Raw genomic sequence first — 19,990 nt, forward strand, 5'->3', positions numbered from 1 at the left:
ACCTGACGTGACCAAAACGTGATCTAACCCAAGAGAAGGTAACGGTTGGGCAAGGGGAGTCGCAACTCAATGCGTGGATACGCATTCAAATGTGACTTGTGTCACGAAGTCGCAGATAGGGCTCCCGAGCCCGGGCATCGTTGCCGAATCTCGCAGGGGCTACCTCACCACAGATCACGGTCGTATGGGGAGCCCCCGTGACCGAACTGAAACCGGTTGCAGATCCGTTCGAGTCCTACCGGCGGATGGCCGGCCGATGAATTTTGCGAGCGACCAGGTGGTGAATTCGGCCACTTACTCAGAAGTAGTGAAGGGCCTCGCTGTGGCCTTGGCTACAGTCCCTAGTGCAATAGTGCCGACCCCGACGTTCGATGAGGAAGATGGGCTAGCTAGATGGATCTTTTCGAGTACCAGGCCAAGGAGCTGTTCGCTAAGCACAACGTGCCGACGACGCCGGGCCGGGTTACCACCACCGCCGAAGACGCCAAGGCGATTGCCGAAGAAATCGGCAAGCCGGTGATGATCAAGGCACAGGTCAAGGTTGGTGGACGTGGCAAGGCCGGTGGCGTGAAGTACGCCGCCACCCCCGACGATGCTTTTACACACGCAGAGAACATCCTGGGCCTGGACATCAAGGGCCATGTCGTCAAGAAGATCCTCGTCGCCGAGGCCAGCGATATCGCCGAGGAGTACTACATCTCCTTCCTGCTGGATCGCGCCAACCGCACCTACCTGGCCATGTGCTCGGTCGAGGGTGGCGTGGAGATCGAGGTGACCGCCGAGGAGAACCCCGACGCGCTGGCCAAGGTTCCCGTCGACGCCGTCAAGGGTGTCGACCTGGCGCTGGCTCGTGAGATCGCCGAGAAGGGCAAGTTGCCCGCCGAGGTGCTGGATTCCGCCGCGGTGACCATCCAGAAGCTGTGGGAGGTCTTCGTCGGCGAGGACGCCACCCTGGTTGAGGTCAACCCGCTGGTGCGTACCCCCGACAACCAGATCCTGGCCCTGGACGGCAAGGTGACCCTGGACGGCAACGCCGACTTCCGTCAGCCCGGCCACGCCGAGTTCGAGGACAAGGACGCCACCGATCCGCTGGAGCTCAAGGCCAAGGAGCACGACCTCAACTACGTGAAGCTCGACGGTCAGGTCGGCATCATCGGAAACGGTGCCGGTCTGGTCATGTCGACGCTGGACGTCGTCGCCTACGCCGGCGAGAACCACAACGGCGTGAAGCCCGCCAACTTCCTGGACATCGGTGGTGGCGCCTCGGCCGAGGTGATGGCTGCCGGACTGGACGTCATCCTGGGCGACTCTCAGGTCAAGAGCGTCTTCGTGAACGTCTTCGGCGGCATCACCGCGTGCGACGCGGTGGCCAACGGCATCGTCGGAGCTCTGAAGACCCTCGGTGACACGGCCAGCAAGCCGCTCGTTGTCCGTCTCGACGGCAACAAGGTCGAAGAGGGGCGGGCGATCCTGGCCGAGTTCAACCATCCGCTGGTCATCCAGGCCGAGACCATGGACGCCGGCGCCGACAAGGCGGCCGCCCTGGCGGCCGCATCCAACTAGAGCGCCGAGACCGCAGATTAAGGGAGCTTGAACCAATGTCTATATTCCTGAACGCAGAATCCAAGGTCATCGTCCAGGGCATCACCGGCGGTGAGGGCACCAAGCACACCGCACTGATGCTCAAGGCCGGTACTCAGGTCGTCGGCGGCGTCAACGCCCGCAAGGCCGGAACCACCGTGTCCCACGTGGATAAGAGCGGCCAAAGTGTCGACTTACCCGTGTTCGGCAGTGTCGCCGAGGCCATCAAGGAGACCGGCGCCGACGTGTCGATCGCCTTCGTGCCGCCGGCCTTCTCCAAGGACGCGATCATCGAGGCCATCGACGCCGAGATCCCGCTGCTGGTCGTCATCACCGAGGGAATTCCGGTGCAGGACAGCGCATACGCCTGGGCCTACAACGTCGAGAAGGGCAACAAGACCCGCATCATCGGGCCGAACTGCCCCGGCATCATCACCCCCGGTGAGGCGCTGGTGGGTATCACCCCCAACAACATCACCGGCACCGGTCCGGTCGGTCTGGTGTCCAAGTCCGGCACTCTGACCTACCAGATGATGTACGAGCTGCGCGATTTCGGCTTCTCGACCGCCATCGGTATCGGCGGCGACCCGGTCATCGGCACCACCCACATCGACGCCATCGAGGCGTTCGAGAAGGACCCGGAGACCAAGATCATCGTCATGATCGGTGAGATCGGTGGCGACGCCGAGGAGCGTGCGGCCGACTACATCAAGGCCAACGTGTCCAAGCCCGTCGTCGGCTACGTCGCCGGCTTCACCGCTCCCGAGGGCAAGACCATGGGCCACGCCGGTGCCATCGTGTCCGGCAGCTCGGGTACCGCTCAGGCCAAGAAGGAGGCCCTCGAGGCCGCCGGCGTGAAGGTCGGCAAGACGCCGTCCGAGACCGCCAAGCTGGCCCGCGAGATCCTGCAGAGCCTGTAACAGGTTTCCTGTGCAAGGGCCCCGACCGGGAATTCCGGTTGGGGCCCTTGTTGTTTCGCCGAGTGCATACCTGGTGCGGCTGATTCGGGCGCTGGCCCTGCGTGCGGTATGCGCTCGCGAACTCCGACAGGATATGGGTACTTAGGCGAAATTCGGGCGGTTCGTCTCGAACGCAGCGACAAGATCCTCGAAGCAGATCTTCAGGGAATTCGCGGATATCACGATGGGGCTGCCGACCATGCGCGTGTTGGCGCGGTTCAAATACCGTCGCAGTGCGCCGCCCCGATTGATGTACTCCTCGGGGTTCCTGACCACCACCGTCAGGCAGCGCTGCCTCTTGATGGTGACGACATGGAAGTCCGTGACATCGGTCCAGGGGACGAACCCCGCGGGGTTGGCGCTCGCGTTGTCGGTGAATCCCTCGCTGCCCAGGATGAGTCCCGGTCTGGTGTCGAAGAGTTTCCGCACCGCGAACACGCCGCATACCGCAAAGAGCGGAATGCCGAGACCCGCGAGTGTGCGATGAACGATGCTGGCATCGTCGAGTAACACCACCCAGAGGCACAGCGGAACCAATGCGATCGCGCCAAGTGCGATCAGTCCCAGCTTTCCTTTGCTCAGTGGGATGGTCAGCTCACCGCCGGTATCGGCGGACCCCTCCAATTTACCCATCGGCAAATGATATATCCGGCCCGACCGGTCGCCTCGACGCCCATTGGACCGGGTTTGCCACCGATGATCTCGCATTACCCAGGCAAGCGGTTGTGGTTGTGCCGCTCTGCGGAGCCGGATCGTGCTTTTCGTGGAATCTGTCGTGCCCCACACCTTTTCGTCTCTGCGAAGGTTGTCGATCTACTGATAGGTGATATCCGGTTTCAATCAATGAGATTGCGTGACGTATGCATGAACGATGGGAGTACGCGTTACGGGAACCGCTGATCAGCGGCTATCTTCTCGATTCGTGGACCTCTCGTTCGACACGTCCGGGCTGGTGCCGAGTCAGGACGGTTGGTACGACCCGATGACCGGCGATCAGTTCTGGGTCTCGCACTCCCGCGGTGCCTACCTGTCGGTGCCGTTGGAAGACCTGGACGCGGTGCGTCGCGCGCTTGTCGAGGCGGTGCTCAAGCGCCGTGCGGGCGTGATCGAGGCGTACATCGTCGGCGTCGACACGCTGCCGGGCCTGCTGTACGTGGTGAAGGTCCCGAAAACCGATGCACCGCAGGGGCTCACCTTCATGGCATCGATCGTCGTTCCGCGTGCGCACTCGTACGCGATGGTGTGCGGGGCCTTCGCGGAGGGCCCCGTGACCGGAGTGCGCGAGGCCGTCGTGCTGGAGGAACTGCTGGCGGTGGGTGATCCGTCGCAGATGTGGCCCCCGCATCCCTACGCGCCCGATCTCGATCCGGGCATTCCCTACAACATTGCCGATGAAATACGTTGGGACGAAAGGTTTCCCGACCATCCGCTGACACGGCTGCGCCGGTGGGTGGCAAGGATCACGCCAACCATCAGGGTGGGGCAGAAGTTCGCGGCGCTGCCGCCGTTCTCCCTGCGTTAGGCGAACGCAGCCAGTTTCCCGGACAACCGCTCGATGTAGGCCCGCACCTCTTCCTCGGAGCGGTCGGGCATTCCGAAAATCGCCTCGGTGACGCCCAATTCGCGCCATGAGGCCAGCTGCTCCGGGTCGGGCTTGCCCGCGAGTACGTAGATCAGCGGGTCGCCGTCACGGCCTGCGGCCGCCCACTCTTCCTTGAGTGCCACGATCTTTCCGGTGATGTCCTCGTCACGCGGCGTGGACATCCAGCCGTCGGCGTTCTTGGCGATCCACTTGAAGTTCTTCTCGGTGCCGCCCGCGCCCACGATCACCGGCACGTGCTTCTGCACCGTCTTGGGCCAGGCCCAGCTGGGGCCGAAGTTGACGAATTCGCCTGAATAGCTGGCCTCTTCGTCTTCCCAGAGCTTGCGCATCGCCTCGATGTACTCGCGCAGCATGGTCCGCCGACGCCCTGCGGGCACGTTGTGGTCGGCCAGCTCGTCGGTGTTCCAGCCATATCCGACACCCACGGTGACCCGTCCGGCGCTCATGTGGTCAAGGGTGGCAATCGATTTGGCGAGAGTGATGGGATCGTGCTCGACCGGGATGGCGACGGCGGTACCCAGCCGGATCTTGGACGTCACCGCACATGCGGCGCCGAGAGACACCCAGGGGTCAAGGGTGCGCATATAGCGATCGTCGGGTAGTTCCGCGCCGCCCGTGCCGGGGTGAGCGGCCTCTCGCTTGATGGGGATATGTGTGTGTTCGGGAACGTAGAAGGTGCTGAACCCGCCGTCCTCGGCGGCCTTGGCGGCGATGGCCGGCGAGATGCCGCGGTCACTGGTGAACAGAACGAGCCCGTAGTCCATCCACCAATTAGAACGTGTTCCAGTTTTGTTGTCGAGGGTGGGGGTCACATCGGACGGGGAACGGATCACGGTGAGCCAGACGGATGACCACCGCACGGGTTCGCTGTTTGCATACCCCCATGACGACCGAACGGATCGCCGACCACGTCAAATTCGCCTACTGGGTGCCCAACGTCAGTGGTGGGCTGGTTACCAGCACCATCGAGCAGCGCACGGACTGGGGTTATGACTACAACGTGACCCTGGCGCGTACAGCCGAGAACAACGGCTTCGAGTACGCGCTCACCCAGGTGCGTTACGAGGCCAGCTACGGCGCCGAGTACCAGCACGAATCCACCAGTTTCTCCCTGGCATTGCTACTGGCAACCGAGCGGCTCAAGGTGATCGCCGCTGTGCACCCCGGCTTCTGGCAGCCGGGCGTGCTCGCCAAATTGGGCGCCACGGCCGACCAGCTCTCGGGTGGCCGTTTCGCCGTCAACGTGGTTTCCGGGTGGTTCAAGGACGAGTTCACCCATCTGGGCGAACCCTGGTTGGAACACGACGAGCGGTACCGGCGAAGCGCCGAATTCCTGCAGGTGTTGCGCGAACTGTGGACGAACGACAGTGTTGATTTCAGGGGCGACTTCTATCGGATCCACGATTTCACGTTGAAACCGAAGCCGATTCACACCCCGGAGCTATTTCAAGGAGGCAACTCGACGGCCGCGCGGCGCAACGGCGGCCTGTACTCCGATTGGTACTTCTCCAACGGCAAGGACTTTGCCGGCATCACCGACCAGATCGTGGAGGTTCGGGACCACGCCCGCACCGTAGGGCGTGAAGTCAGCATCGGGCTCAACGGTTTCATCATCGCCAGGGACACCGAGGCCGAGGCGCGCGACGTGCTCAGGGAAATCGTGGCGAAGGCCAACCGCCCCGCCGTCGAGGGCTTCCGCAACGCGGTGCAGCAGGCAGGTTCGGCCACCGGGGACAAGAAGGGGATGTGGGCGGATTCCTCGTTCGAGGACCTCGTGCAGTACAACGACGGATTCCGCACCCAGCTCATCGGTACCCCTGAGCAGATCGCCGAGCGGATAGTCGCCTATCGCCGCCGGGGCGTGGACCTGATTCTGGGTGGCTTCCTGCATTTCCAGGAGGAGATCGAATACTTCGGGGCAAAGGTGCTGCCGCTGGTCCGCGAGATCGAGGCGGCCGACTCTCAGGAAACCCTCAGCGAATACCGGGTACCGGTTTTGAGCTAACGGATGCTGCCTCGGCCGTGTCTAACGTTGTCTGCGTCCGTACCGGCGCCGGGTGCAGTAGCGTGGAGGCGATCTACCCCGAGACCACGACCGAAACCGTGATGTAGGAGATGTAATGACGTATTCGACCGGTGGGCCCGGATACCAGCCCGCGCAGCCGTCCAACCCGTACGGCACCCCTTCTTTTGTGGCCGAGCCCAACACGGGCGCGCTGGGGGTTTACTTGCCCGGTGGTGTCCTGGTGCTGAGCCTGATCGGCTTCATCGCCGGCTTCGGGCCGTTCTACACCGGCAAGGCCAGCTCCGGAACATCGGGAAGCTTTGGTGGGTTCGACCTTTTGGCGCTGTCTCCGGTTTTCGGTTTCGCGCAGTTCGCCCTGCTGATCGCCGGTCTGACCGCGGGCGTCTCGCTGCTGTCCGGCAAGGACGACAAGCAGGCTCCCGTTGCGATCCTGTCGATCGTCGGATTCCTCTTCGTGCTGGGTGGGCTGTTCGGCAACCCGTTCGCATCCGCCTTCGGTGAGGTCGGTATCGGCTGGGGCCTGATCACGCTCGCCGTGGTGTCCGGTCTGCAGGCCGCGGCCGCCGTCTACGCACTGCTCAGCGAGGTGGGCGTCGTCAAGGCCAAGACCGCCTCGCCGGCAACCAACCCGTTCGGCAGCCAGTACCAGCCGCAGCAGAGCCAGTACTACACCCCGGCGCAGCAGCAGCCGCAGCAGCAGCTGCCCAAGCAGGGCCAGGCTTATGGCCAGGCGCAGGGTTACGGCCAGCAGCAGGGTTACGGCCAGCAGGGTGCCCAGGGCTATGGCCAGGGTGCCGCGCAGGCCCCGGGTTACGGCCAGCCGCAGCAGCCCGCTCCCGCCGCGCCGCCGTCGTACGGTGGCTACGGCCAGCAGCAGCCGCAGTCGGCGCCCCCGACGCCGCCGCAGGGTTTCAGCAGCTCCGGCTTCACGCCTCCGTCGTCGCAGTCGGCTCAGCAGGGTGCTTCGTCGCAGCCGACTCAGCAGTACCCGACTTTCGGTGGAGCCAGCGGCCAGGCGGCCGGTGGCGAGCAGCCGGGCGGCGCCGCCACCGGTGGTGGTTCCGCCTCCGCCAGCGGTGACGATCTGTTCGGCACCTCTCGTCCCTCCAACTAAGACCGTGTTCACGGCTTGGATGAGCCGCTGGCGCGAAGACCATCGGTTCCTGATCGGCGCGTGAATCAACCCTCGCGCGCCAATCCCGCACAGGCTCGCGCACTGCTGACGGTTGCCTTTGGCCCGTCAGCAGTTGCGTTGGTCATCATTGCGGCAATCGTCTTGGTGCAGTTGGTGATAGCCAACAGCGACATGACCGGGACGTTCGGTGCGGTGGCCAGCATGTGGCTGGGCACGCATCTGGTCCCCATCTCCATCGGCGGCCGAGTCATCGAGGTGCTGCCACTGCTGCCGACGGCGGCCATGGTGTGGGGTGTGGCGCGAACCGTCGCTTCGACGATCGCGCCGACCGCATCCTGGTACGTGATCCGGTGGGTCATCGCCTCGGCCCTCGCCGGGCCCTTGCTGATGACCGCGATATCGCTGGCGATCATCCACGATGCCTCGACGGTGCTGACGCAGCTGCAATCACCGAACGCCTTGCGTGCCTTCGGTTCGGTACTCGCCGTGCACGCGGTCGGTGCGATTGTCGGCGTCGTGATGCGCGTCGGCCGACGGATTGCGGCCGTCTTGGAACTGCCGTCCTGGCCGGTGGACGCCGCCCGCGGCGCCGTTGCGGGAGTGCTCGCGTTGTTCGGGCTGTCCGCAGCCGTCACGGCCGGGTCGCTGGTGGTCCACTGGTCGACGATGGATCAGCTGTACTCGGTGACCAACGATTTCGTCGGCCAACTGAGCCTGACGCTGCTGGCGATCCTTTACGCCCCCAACGTGATTCTCGGGTCGTGTGCGTTGGCGGTCGGATCCAGCGCGCATGTGGGGACCGCGACCTTCAGCGCGTTCGCGGTGTTCGGTGGCCAGCTGCCCGCGGTGCCGATCCTGGCGGCGGTCCCCACCCCGCCGCTCGGACCCGCATGGGTGGCGTTGATGATCATCGGCGCCGCGTCGGGAGTGGCCGTTGGTCAACAGTGCGCGCGCCGCCCCGCGCCGTGGCCCACCGCCGTCCACAAGGTGGTGGCGGCGGCGTTGCTCGCGGCTACGTTCCTGGCGATCGTCGGAAAGCTCGCCGGCGGTCAGCTGGGTAACTTCGGACGCCTGGGGATCGACCAGGGCACCTTTGGCCCCGGCGTGTTCTTTTGGTTCCTGGTCATCGGGCTGTTGACCGTGTTCATGCTGGGTGGAGCCACTCGGCTGCCGGCGAGGGCACGACCCGAACCCGAGCCACAGCCGGAGCCTCAGTCAGCGACGGAACCAGAACCCGAGGTGGTGGCCGAACCCGAGTGGGAGCCGGAGGTTGATCCCGAGCCGAGCCCAGAGCCGGATTCCGGGATCGAACCGGAAACGGAGCCCGGGGTTGATCCCGAGAGCGACCCCAGCGACCCTCCGGAACCTGCCAAGTGACCCGTCCGGCTACGCTCAGCGGCGTGTCGGTACCAGATCCTCTGCGCGCAAGCGGCTCATCGACGCCCCCTCAGTCGGTCGATATCGCCCCCTCGGCTCCCGCGCGGGTCGTCGTCCTTGCTTCCGGCACCGGTACCCTGCTGCGCTCCCTGCTCGACGCGACCGCAGGCGAGTTCCCCGCCCGGATCGTCGCCGTGGGTACCGACCGGCAATGCGCCGCCCTGGACATCGCGGCCGAGGCACAGCTCCCGAGCTACACGGTGCGCCTCGGCGATTACGACTCCCGCGAACAATGGGACGCCGCGATCGCCGAAGCCACCGCGGCGCACCGGCCCGACCTCGTCGTCTCCGCCGGATTCATGAAGATTCTTGGACCGCAGTTTCTTTCGCAGTACCTGGGCCGAGTGATCAACACCCACCCGGCGCTATTACCGTCCTTTCCCGGCGCACACGCCGTGCCCGAAGCCCTGGCCCATGGGGTCAAGGTGACCGGTTGCACCGTGCATCTGGTCGACGCCGGGATGGACACCGGGCCGATCCTTGCCCAGCAGCCCGTCGCGGTGAACGGGGACGACGACGAGGCGAGCCTGCATGAGCGCATCAAGGTCGTGGAACGGGCGCTGCTGGTAGACGTGCTGGCCGCAGTGGCCACCAGAGGTTTGACATGGAACGGAAGAAGGGCCTCCATCAAGTGAGTACGCAGCGACCCGTACGGCGGGCATTGATCAGCGTCTACGACAAGACCGGATTGGAAGAGCTCGCCGGTGGGCTGCACGCGGCCGGCGTGGAACTGGTATCCACCGGCTCCACCGCAAAAACGATTGCCGCCACGTCGATTCCGGTGACCCCCGTGGAAGAGGTCACCGGGTTCCCGGAAGTTCTGGACGGTCGGGTCAAGACCCTGCACCCACACGTGCACGCCGGTGTCTTGGCCGACACCCGGCGCGAGGAGCACCTGACGCAGCTCGAAGAGCTGGGCGTCAAGGGTTTCGAGCTGGTGGTGGTCAACCTGTACCCGTTCGCCGCCACGGTGGCCTCGGGTGCCTCCGAGGACGAGTGCGTCGAACAGATCGACATCGGCGGTCCCTCGATGGTGCGTGCCGCCGCCAAGAACCACCCGAGTGTCGCGGTTGTCGTGGACCCCGCCTCATACGGTGAGGTGCTGGCCGCCGTCAACGCCGGTGGATTCACCCTGGAGGCACGGAAGATTCTGGCGGCCAAGGCATTCCGCCATACCGCCGAGTACGATGTGGCTGTCGCGGGCTGGTTGTCCGGCGTCGCGGAACCCGAGGACGCGACGCTGCCCTCGTGGATCGGTGGGACGTGGAACCGCTCGGCGGTGCTGCGCTACGGCGAGAACCCGCATCAGCAGGCGGCCCTGTACGTCGGCGCCGCGGGGCACGGCCTGGCGCAGGCCGAGCAGCTGCACGGAAAAGAGATGTCGTACAACAACTACACGGATGCCGATGCCGCGTGGCGCGCCGCGTGGGATCAGGACAAGGCATGCGCGGCCATCATCAAGCACGCCAACCCGTGCGGAATCGCGGTGTCGGACATCTCCATTGCCGACGCCCATCTCAAGGCTCACGAGTGTGATCCGTTGAGCGCCTTTGGCGGTGTGATCGCCGTCAACCGTGAGGTGAGTGTGGAGATGGCCGAGCGCGTCGCCGACATCTTCACCGAGGTGATCGTCGCCCCGGGTTACGCCGACGGTGCGGTAGAGGTGCTGAGCCGCAAGAAGAACGTGCGCCTCCTGCGCGCCGCCCAGCACCAGTCGGGCAGCACCGAGTGGCGCCAGATCACCGGTGGCCTGCTGGTGCAGGAGCGTGACGCGCTCGATGCCGAGGGTGACGATCCGGCGAACTGGACGCTGGTGGCCGGTACCGCTGCCGATGCGGACACCTTGGCAGACTTGGCGTTCGCGTGGAAGGCCGGCCGTGCCGTCAAGTCCAACGCCATCGTCATCGCCTCCGGCGGTGCCACCATCGGCGTCGGGATGGGCCAGGTGAACCGGGTCGATGCGGCACGGCTCGCGGTGTCTCGTGGTGGGGATCGGGTCGCCGGAGCGGTGGCGTCCTCCGACGCCTTCTTCCCGTTCCCCGATGGCCTGGAGGTGCTGACGCAGGCCGGAGTGCGCGCGATCGTGCACCCGGGTGGGTCGATGCGTGACGAGTTGGTGACCGACGCCGCCAAGGCAGCGGGAATCACGTTGTACACCACCGGGGCACGCCACTTCGCGCATTAGTGGCACCTTAAGGACTTTTCGAAGGGGAGCCGATGGTTCAGCCCAGTTTGGATTGGCCGGGCGAGCCACTGCGCTCGCTGGTGTGGACGCTGCAGGCCTGGGCCATCACCCTGGTGGTGTTTCTGGCGGTGGCCTTCGTCATTGCTCGTTGCACCCAATGGGGACAACAATTCTGGCGGGTGAACGCACCCTTTTTCTGGGGGCGTGACACCTGGCGCACCTGGGTGCTGCTTGCCTTCATCATGTGGCACACGGTGTACATGGCCCGGGTGGCGGTGATCTTCACCTATCAGTACAAGGACCTGATGAATGCGCTGCAGGTCGCCTCGGAGGCCCTTGTCACGCATGACTCACCGCTGCTGGCCGACGCGCGGCAGGCGTTCTTCACGTCATTCGCGATCAGCGGCATCCTGGTAGTGCTCACGGTGACGTACACGGTGGTGGATCTGTTCTTGCGCAGGGTGTTCGCCATCCGCTGGCGGGTGTGGCTGAACACCCGCCTTGTCGACGACTGGATGAGCAAGGACGCCTTCTACCGCAACCGGTTTCTGGAGACGCCGGTGGAGAACCCCGACCAGCGCATCCAGAACGACGTCGAGACCCACACCACCAAGTCGGTGGATCTGACCCTCGGCGCGGTGAACAAGACGCTGCTGATCGTCATGTTCACCGGGGTGCTGTGGCAGCTCTCGGGTCCGTTGCAGCTGTGGGGTTACGTTATTCCCCGGGCCATGGTGTTCATCGCCTTCATCTTCTCGATCGCGGTGACCGTCATCGCGTTTTGGATCGGGCGTCCGCTGGTGCGGTTGAACTTCTTGAACGAACGGTTCGGCGCCAGTTTCCGCTATGCGCTGGTGCGGCTGCGCGACAGCGCGGAACGGGTCGCTTTCTATCGTGGTGGCGAGCGTGAACGCAGGTTGTTGCATTCGCGATTCAACGAAATCATCGCCAACATGTGGCGCATCGTGTTCGCGCAACTGCGCCTCAACGGATGGAACCGGGGCGTGGGCGATGTGACCACCGGGATGATTCCCTATGCGGTGCAGGCGCCTCGATTCTTCGCCGGTCAGATCAAGGTCGGTGATCTACTGCAGACTGTGGCGGCATTCGGAAATGTCTGTGGCGCAATGTCCTTCTTCCGGGACGCCTACGACGAGTTCACCGTCTATCGTGCGGCGCTGCTGCGTATCGATCAGATGCTGGACAGCGATCATCGAGCACGCGAGTTGCCGCGTATCGCCTTGACCGATGCGGACGACACCCTGACCCTCACCGACGTGGGGGTGCGAAACCTGCAGGGACAGGACATGATCACCGACCTCAACCTGGCACTGGCCCCGGGTGGCAGCGTCGTGGTGAAGGGGCCCTCGGGATGTGGGAAGACCACCCTGCTGCGCAGCCTGGCTCAGCTGTGGCCGCAGACTTCCGGATTGGTGGCACGCCCCGACGGATGGGCGACCTTGTTCCTGCCGCAACTGCCCTATCTTCCGCTGGGCAACCTGCGTGAAACGGTTGTGTATCCGCTTCCGGTCGAGGAAGTTGCGGACGACGAGCTGAAGCAAACACTGCGCGACGTCGCGCTGGGTCACCTGACCGAACGACTTGACGACGAGGCGGACTGGGCGGCCGTGCTCTCACTGGGGGAGCAGCAGCGGGTCTCCTTCGCGCGGGTGCTGCTGGTGCGACCCCGCGTGGTGTTCCTCGACGAATCTTCTTCGGCGCTGGACGAGGGACTGGAGGATGCGATGTATGCGTTGATCCGCGAGCGCCTACCCGCCTGCGCGGTGGTCAGTGTGGGGCACAGGTCGACGATTGACCGTCATCATCAGTCGCGGTTGGTGCTGACCGGGACCGGGGCATGGGAACTGTCCGCGACCGGAGCGTAGCCGTCTCGCTGATCGTTTGCGAAATGTAGCATCTCGGATGCTCGAAGATCATTGATCCGGATTTCACGCGGCGGGCATAGGTAACATTGAGAAAGATTGCCCAGTTTCTACGCTCCAGGGCCGTGGCGAGGTCGGCGGTGATGGTTCAGCTTGGCTGACCAATCCATATTCTCCAGTTGACGTGGCTGTATATCGATGTCACTATTTCGCTAGATCGGGGCAGCATCGATGGATGCGGGGTGATGCATGCACGTATATATGGCAGGCACGGATGTCTATGTTGCTGTATATCGCGCAAGGAAACTTCGTTGGGCCGGGGAAGATGTCGAATAGCCGGACGTGGTCCATTGCGCTGCGAGGTTCGCTACGTCCGATCGATGCTGATAGCCGGAGTTCAGACTGAGAGGCCGAAATGACCGAACCACACCTATCGCAGCCCGTCCTTGCAACGCCGGAAAAACCGACGTGGTGGAAGAACAGAAAATTCTGGACCGTCATGGGCGTCATCCTGGCGATTGCACTCGCAGCGGGCCGATTTGTCTTGCGTGAGCACAGGGCCGAGGAACGTAGCCGCCATTCGGCGGAGAAGGAGCTGGACAGCTTCGCGGTCGGTGACTGCGTGACGATGAGCCAGGGCAAGAGCGGCACCGACCTGACCAAGACTGGCTGCGAGGTGGACCCGAGCTACACGGTCGGCCTGCATATCGACGCGAGCGCCGAATGCTCCGACGGGAAGTACACCCAGTACAGCATCACCATCAAGGATGCGGCGGTGGGGAAGCTCTGCCTGGCGAAGAATCTTGTTGTGGGGCACTGCTATCAACAGGGCGGGCCCGGCGGCAGCACCCAATTGGTCGACTGCGCGAAGGCCGGAGAGAACGCATATCGGGTGGTGCAGCGGTTCGAACTGGATGACGAGAAGCGTTGTCCAGAGGATACGACGCCCTCGCGCTACTCGGCTCCACCGCGGACCTACTGCCTGGCCCTACCGACCGGATAACTCCGACACGTCGCCCGGGCGGAAGGGCGCCGGGAACTTTTGGTCACCGGCGTACGACTGATGTAGTGACGGTGCCCGCAGGCTGGGTGCGCGTCGATCGCGGTGGCGCCATGCGACGGATGTCACCGCGGAGTTCCTGACCATCGAATGAAAGGAATCACCATGCGCGATATCGCTGTAGAGATCGTTGTCGAAGACGAGGAAATCGTCACCGCGACGGAAATGGTTGCCAGCCACTAAGAGTGGACGCCGGGCGTGGGCGGTCGTCCCACTGGCCGCTCACGCCCGGACGCAAGCACGGAGGCTAACTGTGTTCATCGAGGACCCTCGCTGGCAAGAATTCGTCACCGATCAGGCTCCTCGCTATGAGGAGACGGTCTTACTGCCCGGCCTGGTATCCGAGCCTGCCGCGATCACCGCACGGATCGCGGCAGCGGTGGCCTCAGCGGCAGCCGCCGGAGGAAAGGGATTGCGGCTGCGTGGGTTCCGGGGTAGCGAGTTCGACTTCAGGCTCACCGAGAAACTGTCGCGTACTGCGCCCGGGGACGGACAGCCGCTGACCGAGTGGCTCGCCGGCGGTGCCGACGGTCGTCCGGCGTGCGTCGCCATCAACGACGTCTCCTCATGGGATCTGGGGCTCGCCGCACTCGCGCAGTCGGTGGTGCGCAGCCTCGCCCCGGGTCGAGACCTGGTGTCCGGTGCGGACATCTACACATTCATCGCCGATGTGGAATGGACGCCCTTCGGCATACACAAGGACGACGAACCGTCCCTCATCTTCCATCTGGGGCCCGGTACCAAGGAACTTTGGGTGTGGCCCTCCGACGGCATCGATCACCATCGGCTCTTCGAGAATCCGTCGTTGGGCAAGGTCTCGTTCGACTTCGATCGGCTGCTCCCCGGGGCGAGCCGCTACACCCTGCGGCCCGGGGACTTCGTGTGCATTCCCAGGGGGCGCTATCACCTGTTTCGCAACGCGGGTCCGTCGATGTTCCTGGGAGTCACGCTCTTTCCGTCCGACATCCGGAAATCCTTCTCGGACTTGATGGTCGGCCACTTTGGCGCGCGGCTTGAGGAAGCGGGCGAGCCATGCAGCTTCGCTGATGTCAGCCGGACGGTCATGGACGCGCTCCGCGATCCCGAGGCCCTCACCGGATTGGCCACGACCATGGAATTGGCCGCGGCCAAGCAGCGCACCGCGGGATACCTGCGCGCGCCGAAGGTGGCCGCGTTGCGAACCGGAGCTCCTCCTGCGGATGCGGTATTCGGCTGGGCGTACCCCGGAGTGGTGGAATGTGTCGCGGGCGCGCAGAGAACTCACCTTGTGGCTCGCGGACGGGATATCGCGTTTGGCGGCGCCTTGGATCTTGACGAACTTCTAGCGCTCGCCGGTGAGTTCACGGCCGATGAACTTGACGGCGTCCTTGCGGCGAAACTGGATGACGACCGACGCCGTCAGGTGGCGAACGCGCTGTGGCGGTTCGGCGCGCTGGATCTCGTTAGCGCTCTTCCAGCGACTCGCGCCGCTTGCGCCGCTTCCGCTTGACGTTCACGCCACCCCACAGCGAGAACCCTTTCACCGTCACGTGCGGAGCGCCCTGCACGCCATTGCCGCTCGCCGAGTGATCGAAGCCACCCATCACCGCGACGCCCTTGACGTCCACGTTGACCTCCGGCGGCAACAAGATCGTCTGTCCGCCCATGATGGAGAAGGAGCGGATCTCAACCTCATTCGAGGTGAAGTCGGCGTAGCGCAGATCCAACACGCCGCCGCCCCACAGCGCGAATGAAGTGAGCTTGCCGGGTACGTTCCAGCGTCCACGCCGCTCGAAACCACTCATGATCGCCATGAGCACCGTCGACGGTGCTGGCTTGCTGTCTTGACCTCGAACCTGGGACGTGGCGACCGCCGGCAGATCCGCACTGAGCTGATCAAGCTCACCATAAGTGTTTGCCGAGTACACCTTCTTGAGGCGTTCCTCGAATTCAGAGAGCTCCAGCCGACCCTGCGCGGCGGCATCGGATAACAGCTGCGCGACGCGCATGCGATCGGCGTCTGCGGCCCGCATCGATGCGGTAACCCGCTCAGGGAGGTTGCTCATCACCGCCGAGCCTACGACGAACGGCGCTTAAAGGCACGCGGTTCATTCGTGTTGCTCAGCGCACTACACGCGTAGTGCCGACTGGTTCACACCTGCCAGGCGGGAGGACGCTTCTGTAGGAACGCCAACATGCCCTCCTGCGCCTCCGGCGAGACGAACAAACGCGCCGAGGTTTCGGTCAACTCGACTGCCCGCGCATCGAAATCGGCGAGGATCGGTGCGGTGGTGAGCTTCTTCGATTCGGCCAGCCCCTGCGGTGAACCGAGCGCGATGTCATCCACCAACGACGTGACCGCCGCTTCGACGGCCTCGGGGCTGTCGACGGACGTGGTCACCAATCCGATCTCGGCGGCCACCCGCGCGTCGAACTTCTCGCCGGTGACGAAGTAGCGCGCGGACGCCCGTCCGGTGAGCCGGGGCAACAGCGTCAGCGAGATGATCGAGGGCGCGACGCCGATGCGCGCCTCGGTCAGAGCGAAGGTGCTGTCCGGCCCCGCCACCGCGATGTCCGCGGCGCCCACCAGGCCGAAGCCGCCGGCCCGCACATGGCCGTTCACCGCGACCACGACCGGCAGCGGCAGCTCCAGGATGTCGCGCAGCAGCGCGGTGAGCTGACCGGCCCGATCCTTGGCTATGTCCTGGGGGTCGGATGCAGCCCCTGTGCTTTCCGAGAGATCGGCGCCCGCGCAGAAGGTGTTGCCGGTGTGGGAGAGCACCACGGCGCGCACCGTCTTGTCGGCTGCAGCCCGTTGTAGCCCCGCCCGCAACTGTCGTACCAGCCCGCTGGACAACGCATTACGGTTGTGCGGCGAGTCGAGCGTCAGGCGGGCGGCGCGGCCCTCGACGTCGTACTGGACCAGGGCCTGGGATTCGTTCGCCATTCGGCGGGTCCTTTCCTTAGTACGAACGGGGCAGGCCGAGGGACGTCTGTGCGACGAAGTTGAGGATCATCTCGCGGCTCACCGGAGCGATACGTCCGAAGCGTGACAGGTTCAACAGCGGTGCGACGCCGTATTCGGTGGTCAATCCGTTGCCGCCCAGCGATTGCACGGCGCGGTCGGCGGCGCGGCACGCCACATCGGCGGCCGCGTACTTGGCCATGTTGGCGGCCTCGGCAGCACCCCAGTCGTCGCCGCAGTCGTAGAGCGTGGCGGCCTTCTGCATCATGAGTTTCGCCAACTCCAACTCGACCTTGATCTCTGCCAGGGGGTGGGCGATGGCCTGGTGCGCGCCGATCGGCGTCTTCCACACCTGGCGGGTCTTGACGTACTCGGTCGCCTTGTTCAGTGCGAGTCGGGTCAAGCCAACCCCACTGGCGGCACCCATGATTCGTTCCGGGTTCAGGCCGGCGAACAGCTGCATCAGGGCGGCGTCCTCGGAGCCGACCAGCGCATCCCCGGGCACCCGCACATCATCCAGGAACACCTGGAACTGCTGTTCGGGCAGCGTCAACTGCATGTCGATGGGGGTGTACTCGAACCCCTTGGTGTCGGTCGGCACGACGAACAGGGCCGGCTTGAGCTTGCCGGTCTTCGCCTCCTCGGTACGGGCCACCACCAGCACCGCGTTGGCCTCGTTGACGCCGGAGATGAACACCTTGCGTCCGTTGAGAATCCAGTCGCCACCGTCGCGCTTGGCCGTGGTGATGATGTTGTGCGAGTTGGACCCGGCGTCGGGCTCGGTGATCGCGAAGGCCATCTTGAAACTGCCCTCGGCCATTGCCGGAAGCCATGTCTTCTTCTGCTCGTCGGTGCCGTACCGGGCGATGATGGTGGCATTGATGGCGGGGGAGACCACCATCAGCAGCAGCGGGCAGCCTGCTGCCGAGAGTTCCTCGAAGACCAATCCGAGCTCATACATGCCGGCACCGCCGCCGCCGTACTCCTCCGGGATGTTGACGCCCAGGAAGCCGAGTTTTCCTGCTTCGTCCCACAATTCAGCCAGTGGCTCGTGGGTCTTCGACTTCTCCAGGTAGTACTCGTGCCCGTAGTTCGCGGCAAGAGCAGCGACGGCCTGACGCAATGCCTTGCGCTCGTCGGACTCGGTGTACGGGTTGACGACGGTCATGATGGCTCTCCTTCTGTGTTGGCCTCGGCGGCCAGCTGAGCAAGCACGGTTCCGAGCTCGACTTGTTGTCCCGGCTCGACATTGAGGATCTCGATAACGCCGTCGGCGGGCGCGACGATGGTGTGTTCCATCTTCATGGCTTCCAGCCAGACGATGGGCGTGCCGGCTGTCACGGCGTCTCCCACCGCGGCACCCAGGCGCAGCACCACACCCGGCATCGGGGCGATGAGCGAGCCCGCCGCCACCTCGGTGCTTGGGTCGGTAAAGCGGGGTACCACGGTCAGCGCCACTGGACCGAGCGGGGAATCGACGTCGACGGCGCCCCCGTAGCTGGAAACATGGAAACTGCGACGCACCCCGTCCAGGACAAGGGCTACATGATCTGTTGTGGCGGAGACCAACTCGATGGCTGGCCAGTCTCCATCGAGTTCCAGGCCGGAGCGGGTCAGCCGGTATCGGACGCTGTGGACGGCTCCACCGCTGTCGCTGTATTCCTTGGTCTGGAATCCGGACCCCAGGTTGCGCCAGCCACTGGGAAGCGCGGCGCAGACCACCGCCGAGGCCCGATTCGCGGCCGCATCGGCAAGGGCTGCGGCAAGCGCCGAATACTGGTGCGCGGCTTCGTCGGCCAGGGGCTTGGCCAGGGTGTCGAGCCCGTGCTTGTCCAGGAACGACGTGTCGGTGTCGCCGTCGAGGAACGCCGGGTGACGCAACACGTTGACCAGCAGGTCACGGTTGGTGGTCAGCCCGTGTATGCGGGCACGCTCCAGCGTCGACGCCAGTAGCCGCGCGGCCTCGGTGCGCGTCGGTGCGACCGTGATGACCTTGGCGAGCATCGGGTCGTAGTGCACTGACACCACGCTGCCGTCGACGATGGTCGAGTCCAGGCGAACCCCATTGCGTCCAGGATGGCCGGGGACGTGGAATTCCGCGGTGGCACCGGGTATGTCGAAGCGCCGCACGGTGCCGCTTTGGGGCTGCCACCCCGCCGCGGGATTCTCCGCGTACAGGCGGGCCTCGATCGAATGGCCATGAATGGCGGGAGGTTCGGCGGGCAGCTCGCCGCCGTCCGCCACGTGGATCTGCAGTGCGACCAGGTCCAGCCCGGTGGTGCACTCGGTGACCGGATGCTCCACCTGCAGACGGGTGTTCATCTCCAGGAAGAAGAACTCGCCGTCCTCGGTGGCCAGGAATTCCATCGTCCCGGCACCGACGTATCCGATGGTCGCGGCGGCGGTACGCGATGCCTCGAACAGGCGCTCGCGCATGCCCTCGATTCGGGTCACCAAGGGCGAGGGGGCCTCCTCGATGACCTTCTGATGGCGGCGCTGGATGGAACATTCACGCTCGCCGACCGCCCACACCGTGCCCTGGGCATCGGCCATCACCTGCACCTCGATGTGTCGGCCGGTGCCCAGGTAGCGTTCGCAGAAGACGGTCGGGTCGCCGAAAGCGGACTGTGCTTCCCGTTGTGCGGCAGCGATTTCGCCAGGAAGCTTGTCGAGTTCGGAGACGATGCGCATACCGCGCCCGCCGCCGCCGGCGGAGGCCTTCACAAGCACCGGGAGCTGCGCCGCGGTCACGGTGTCCGGGTCGAGCTGACCGAGCACGGGTACACCCGCCGCATCCATGAGCTTCTTGGACTCGATCTTCGAACCCATCGACTCGATGGCGGCGACCGGGGGGCCTATCCAGGCCAGACCGGCATCGGCCACCGCTCGCGCGAAATCGGCATTCTCGGAAAGGAACCCGTAGCCGGGATGGATGGCGTCGGCACCGGTGGCCTTGGCCGCGGCGATGATGAGTTCACCGCGCAGATAGGTCTCGGCACTGGAGGTACCCGGCAGGTGGACCGCGGCGTCGGCCTCGGATACATGGGGGCTGTCGGCGTCGGCGTCCGAGTAGACGGCGACGGTGCCCAACCCGAGCTTGCGGCAGGTGGCGAAGACGCGGCGGGCGATCTCGCCGCGGTTGGCGACCAGAACGGAGGTGATAGTCATCGGATTCCT

At 64.9% G+C, this 19,990-nt stretch carries 17 protein-coding genes; 11 read left to right on the forward strand and 6 right to left on the reverse strand.

The window, feature by feature from the left end; translation table 11 throughout:
- The first annotated feature begins 393 nt into the window (after positions 1 to 393).
- The gene (gene sucC / locus MYCSP_RS04635) at positions 394 to 1,563 is read left to right on the forward strand and encodes an ADP-forming succinate--CoA ligase subunit beta (RefSeq protein ID WP_083016117.1); all 1,170 of its coding nucleotides are present in this window, start codon (positions 394 to 396) and stop codon (positions 1,561 to 1,563) included.
- Between the two features lie 35 nt (positions 1,564 to 1,598).
- On the forward strand, positions 1,599 to 2,501 hold the full coding sequence (gene sucD, locus MYCSP_RS04640; protein ID WP_070912923.1) for a succinate--CoA ligase subunit alpha: 903 nt from the start codon (positions 1,599 to 1,601) through the stop codon (positions 2,499 to 2,501).
- Between the two features lie 141 nt (positions 2,502 to 2,642).
- Here sucD and MYCSP_RS04645 read toward each other — a convergent pair whose 3' ends face one another.
- Positions 2,643 to 3,173: an STM3941 family protein gene (locus MYCSP_RS04645; RefSeq protein WP_088413283.1), complete on the reverse strand. Its 531-nt coding sequence runs from the start codon at positions 3,171 to 3,173 to the stop codon at positions 2,643 to 2,645.
- 289 nt (positions 3,174 to 3,462) lie between these two features.
- Here MYCSP_RS04645 and MYCSP_RS04650 point away from each other — a divergent pair, with 289 nt between their 5' ends.
- Positions 3,463 to 4,062 carry a hypothetical protein gene (locus MYCSP_RS04650; RefSeq protein ID WP_088413284.1) on the forward strand — a complete coding sequence of 200 codons (600 nt, stop codon included), beginning with the start codon at positions 3,463 to 3,465 and terminating at the stop codon, positions 4,060 to 4,062.
- Here MYCSP_RS04650 and MYCSP_RS04655 read toward each other — a convergent pair.
- Positions 4,059 to 4,907 carry an LLM class F420-dependent oxidoreductase gene (locus MYCSP_RS04655; protein ID WP_083016128.1) on the reverse strand — a complete coding sequence of 283 codons (849 nt, stop codon included), beginning with the start codon at positions 4,905 to 4,907 and terminating at the stop codon, positions 4,059 to 4,061. The genes MYCSP_RS04650 and MYCSP_RS04655 overlap by 4 nt on opposite strands.
- A 119-nt stretch (positions 4,908 to 5,026) precedes the next feature.
- Between MYCSP_RS04655 and sfnG the strand changes: the two genes are divergently transcribed.
- The 8 genes from sfnG to MYCSP_RS04705 all read left to right on the forward strand — a co-directional run bounded on the left by sfnG (position 5,027) and on the right by MYCSP_RS04705 (position 15,358).
- Positions 5,027 to 6,148 (forward strand): dimethylsulfone monooxygenase SfnG, encoded by a 1,122-nt coding sequence (gene sfnG, locus MYCSP_RS04660; protein WP_070912919.1) that lies wholly within the window; start codon positions 5,027 to 5,029, stop codon positions 6,146 to 6,148.
- Positions 6,149 to 6,263: 115 nt separating this feature from the next.
- Positions 6,264 to 7,283: a DUF5336 domain-containing protein gene (locus MYCSP_RS04665; RefSeq protein ID WP_083016136.1), complete on the forward strand. Its 1,020-nt coding sequence runs from the start codon at positions 6,264 to 6,266 to the stop codon at positions 7,281 to 7,283.
- A 60-nt stretch (positions 7,284 to 7,343) separates the two neighbouring features.
- Positions 7,344 to 8,681, forward strand: a complete 1,338-nt coding sequence (locus MYCSP_RS04670; protein ID WP_088413285.1) for a cell division protein PerM — start codon at positions 7,344 to 7,346, stop codon at positions 8,679 to 8,681.
- Complete coding sequence (gene purN / locus MYCSP_RS04675) at positions 8,678 to 9,376, forward strand: phosphoribosylglycinamide formyltransferase (RefSeq protein ID WP_407661596.1); 699 nt, start codon at positions 8,678 to 8,680, stop codon at positions 9,374 to 9,376. Before MYCSP_RS04670 ends, purN begins: the two co-directional genes overlap by 4 nt.
- Positions 9,346 to 10,926, forward strand: coding sequence for a bifunctional phosphoribosylaminoimidazolecarboxamide formyltransferase/IMP cyclohydrolase (gene purH, locus MYCSP_RS04680; RefSeq protein ID WP_088413286.1), 1,581 nt, complete (start codon positions 9,346 to 9,348; stop codon positions 10,924 to 10,926). The genes purN and purH overlap by 31 nt, the downstream gene beginning before the upstream one ends.
- Positions 10,927 to 10,958: 32 nt before the next feature.
- A complete protein-coding gene (locus tag MYCSP_RS04685; RefSeq protein ID WP_088413287.1) occupies positions 10,959 to 12,812 on the forward strand; it encodes an ABC transporter ATP-binding protein/permease in 1,854 nt (617 codons plus the stop codon).
- A 496-nt stretch (positions 12,813 to 13,308) separates the two neighbouring features.
- Positions 13,309 to 13,812: an LppU/SCO3897 family protein gene (locus MYCSP_RS04695; RefSeq protein WP_005092827.1), complete on the forward strand. Its 504-nt coding sequence runs from the start codon at positions 13,309 to 13,311 to the stop codon at positions 13,810 to 13,812.
- A 310-nt stretch (positions 13,813 to 14,122) separates the two neighbouring features.
- On the forward strand, positions 14,123 to 15,358 hold the full coding sequence (locus MYCSP_RS04705; protein WP_088413289.1) for a cupin domain-containing protein: 1,236 nt from the start codon (positions 14,123 to 14,125) through the stop codon (positions 15,356 to 15,358).
- On the opposite strand, the gene MYCSP_RS04710 is transcribed toward MYCSP_RS04705, so the two are convergent.
- The 4 genes from MYCSP_RS04710 to MYCSP_RS04725 all read right to left on the reverse strand — a co-directional run bounded on the left by MYCSP_RS04710 (position 15,312) and on the right by MYCSP_RS04725 (position 19,981).
- Positions 15,312 to 15,914: a DUF1707 SHOCT-like domain-containing protein gene (locus MYCSP_RS04710; RefSeq protein WP_070912913.1), complete on the reverse strand. Its 603-nt coding sequence runs from the start codon at positions 15,912 to 15,914 to the stop codon at positions 15,312 to 15,314. The two genes, MYCSP_RS04705 and MYCSP_RS04710, sit on opposite strands and share 47 nt — an antisense overlap.
- Positions 15,915 to 16,000: 86 nt before the next feature.
- Complete coding sequence (locus tag MYCSP_RS04715; RefSeq protein WP_088413290.1) at positions 16,001 to 16,795, reverse strand: enoyl-CoA hydratase family protein; 795 nt, start codon at positions 16,793 to 16,795, stop codon at positions 16,001 to 16,003.
- A 16-nt stretch (positions 16,796 to 16,811) separates the two neighbouring features.
- Positions 16,812 to 17,981 (reverse strand): acyl-CoA dehydrogenase family protein, encoded by a 1,170-nt coding sequence (locus MYCSP_RS04720; RefSeq protein WP_070912911.1) that lies wholly within the window; start codon positions 17,979 to 17,981, stop codon positions 16,812 to 16,814.
- Positions 17,978 to 19,981: an acetyl/propionyl/methylcrotonyl-CoA carboxylase subunit alpha gene (locus MYCSP_RS04725; RefSeq protein ID WP_083016160.1), complete on the reverse strand. Its 2,004-nt coding sequence runs from the start codon at positions 19,979 to 19,981 to the stop codon at positions 17,978 to 17,980. The genes MYCSP_RS04720 and MYCSP_RS04725 overlap by 4 nt, the downstream gene beginning before the upstream one ends.
- Between the last annotated feature and the right edge of the window lie 9 nt (positions 19,982 to 19,990).

Origin of the sequence: Mycobacteroides saopaulense (assembly GCF_001456355.1) — a bacterium.
In the GTDB taxonomy this organism is placed as follows: domain Bacteria; phylum Actinomycetota; class Actinomycetes; order Mycobacteriales; family Mycobacteriaceae; genus Mycobacterium; species Mycobacterium saopaulense.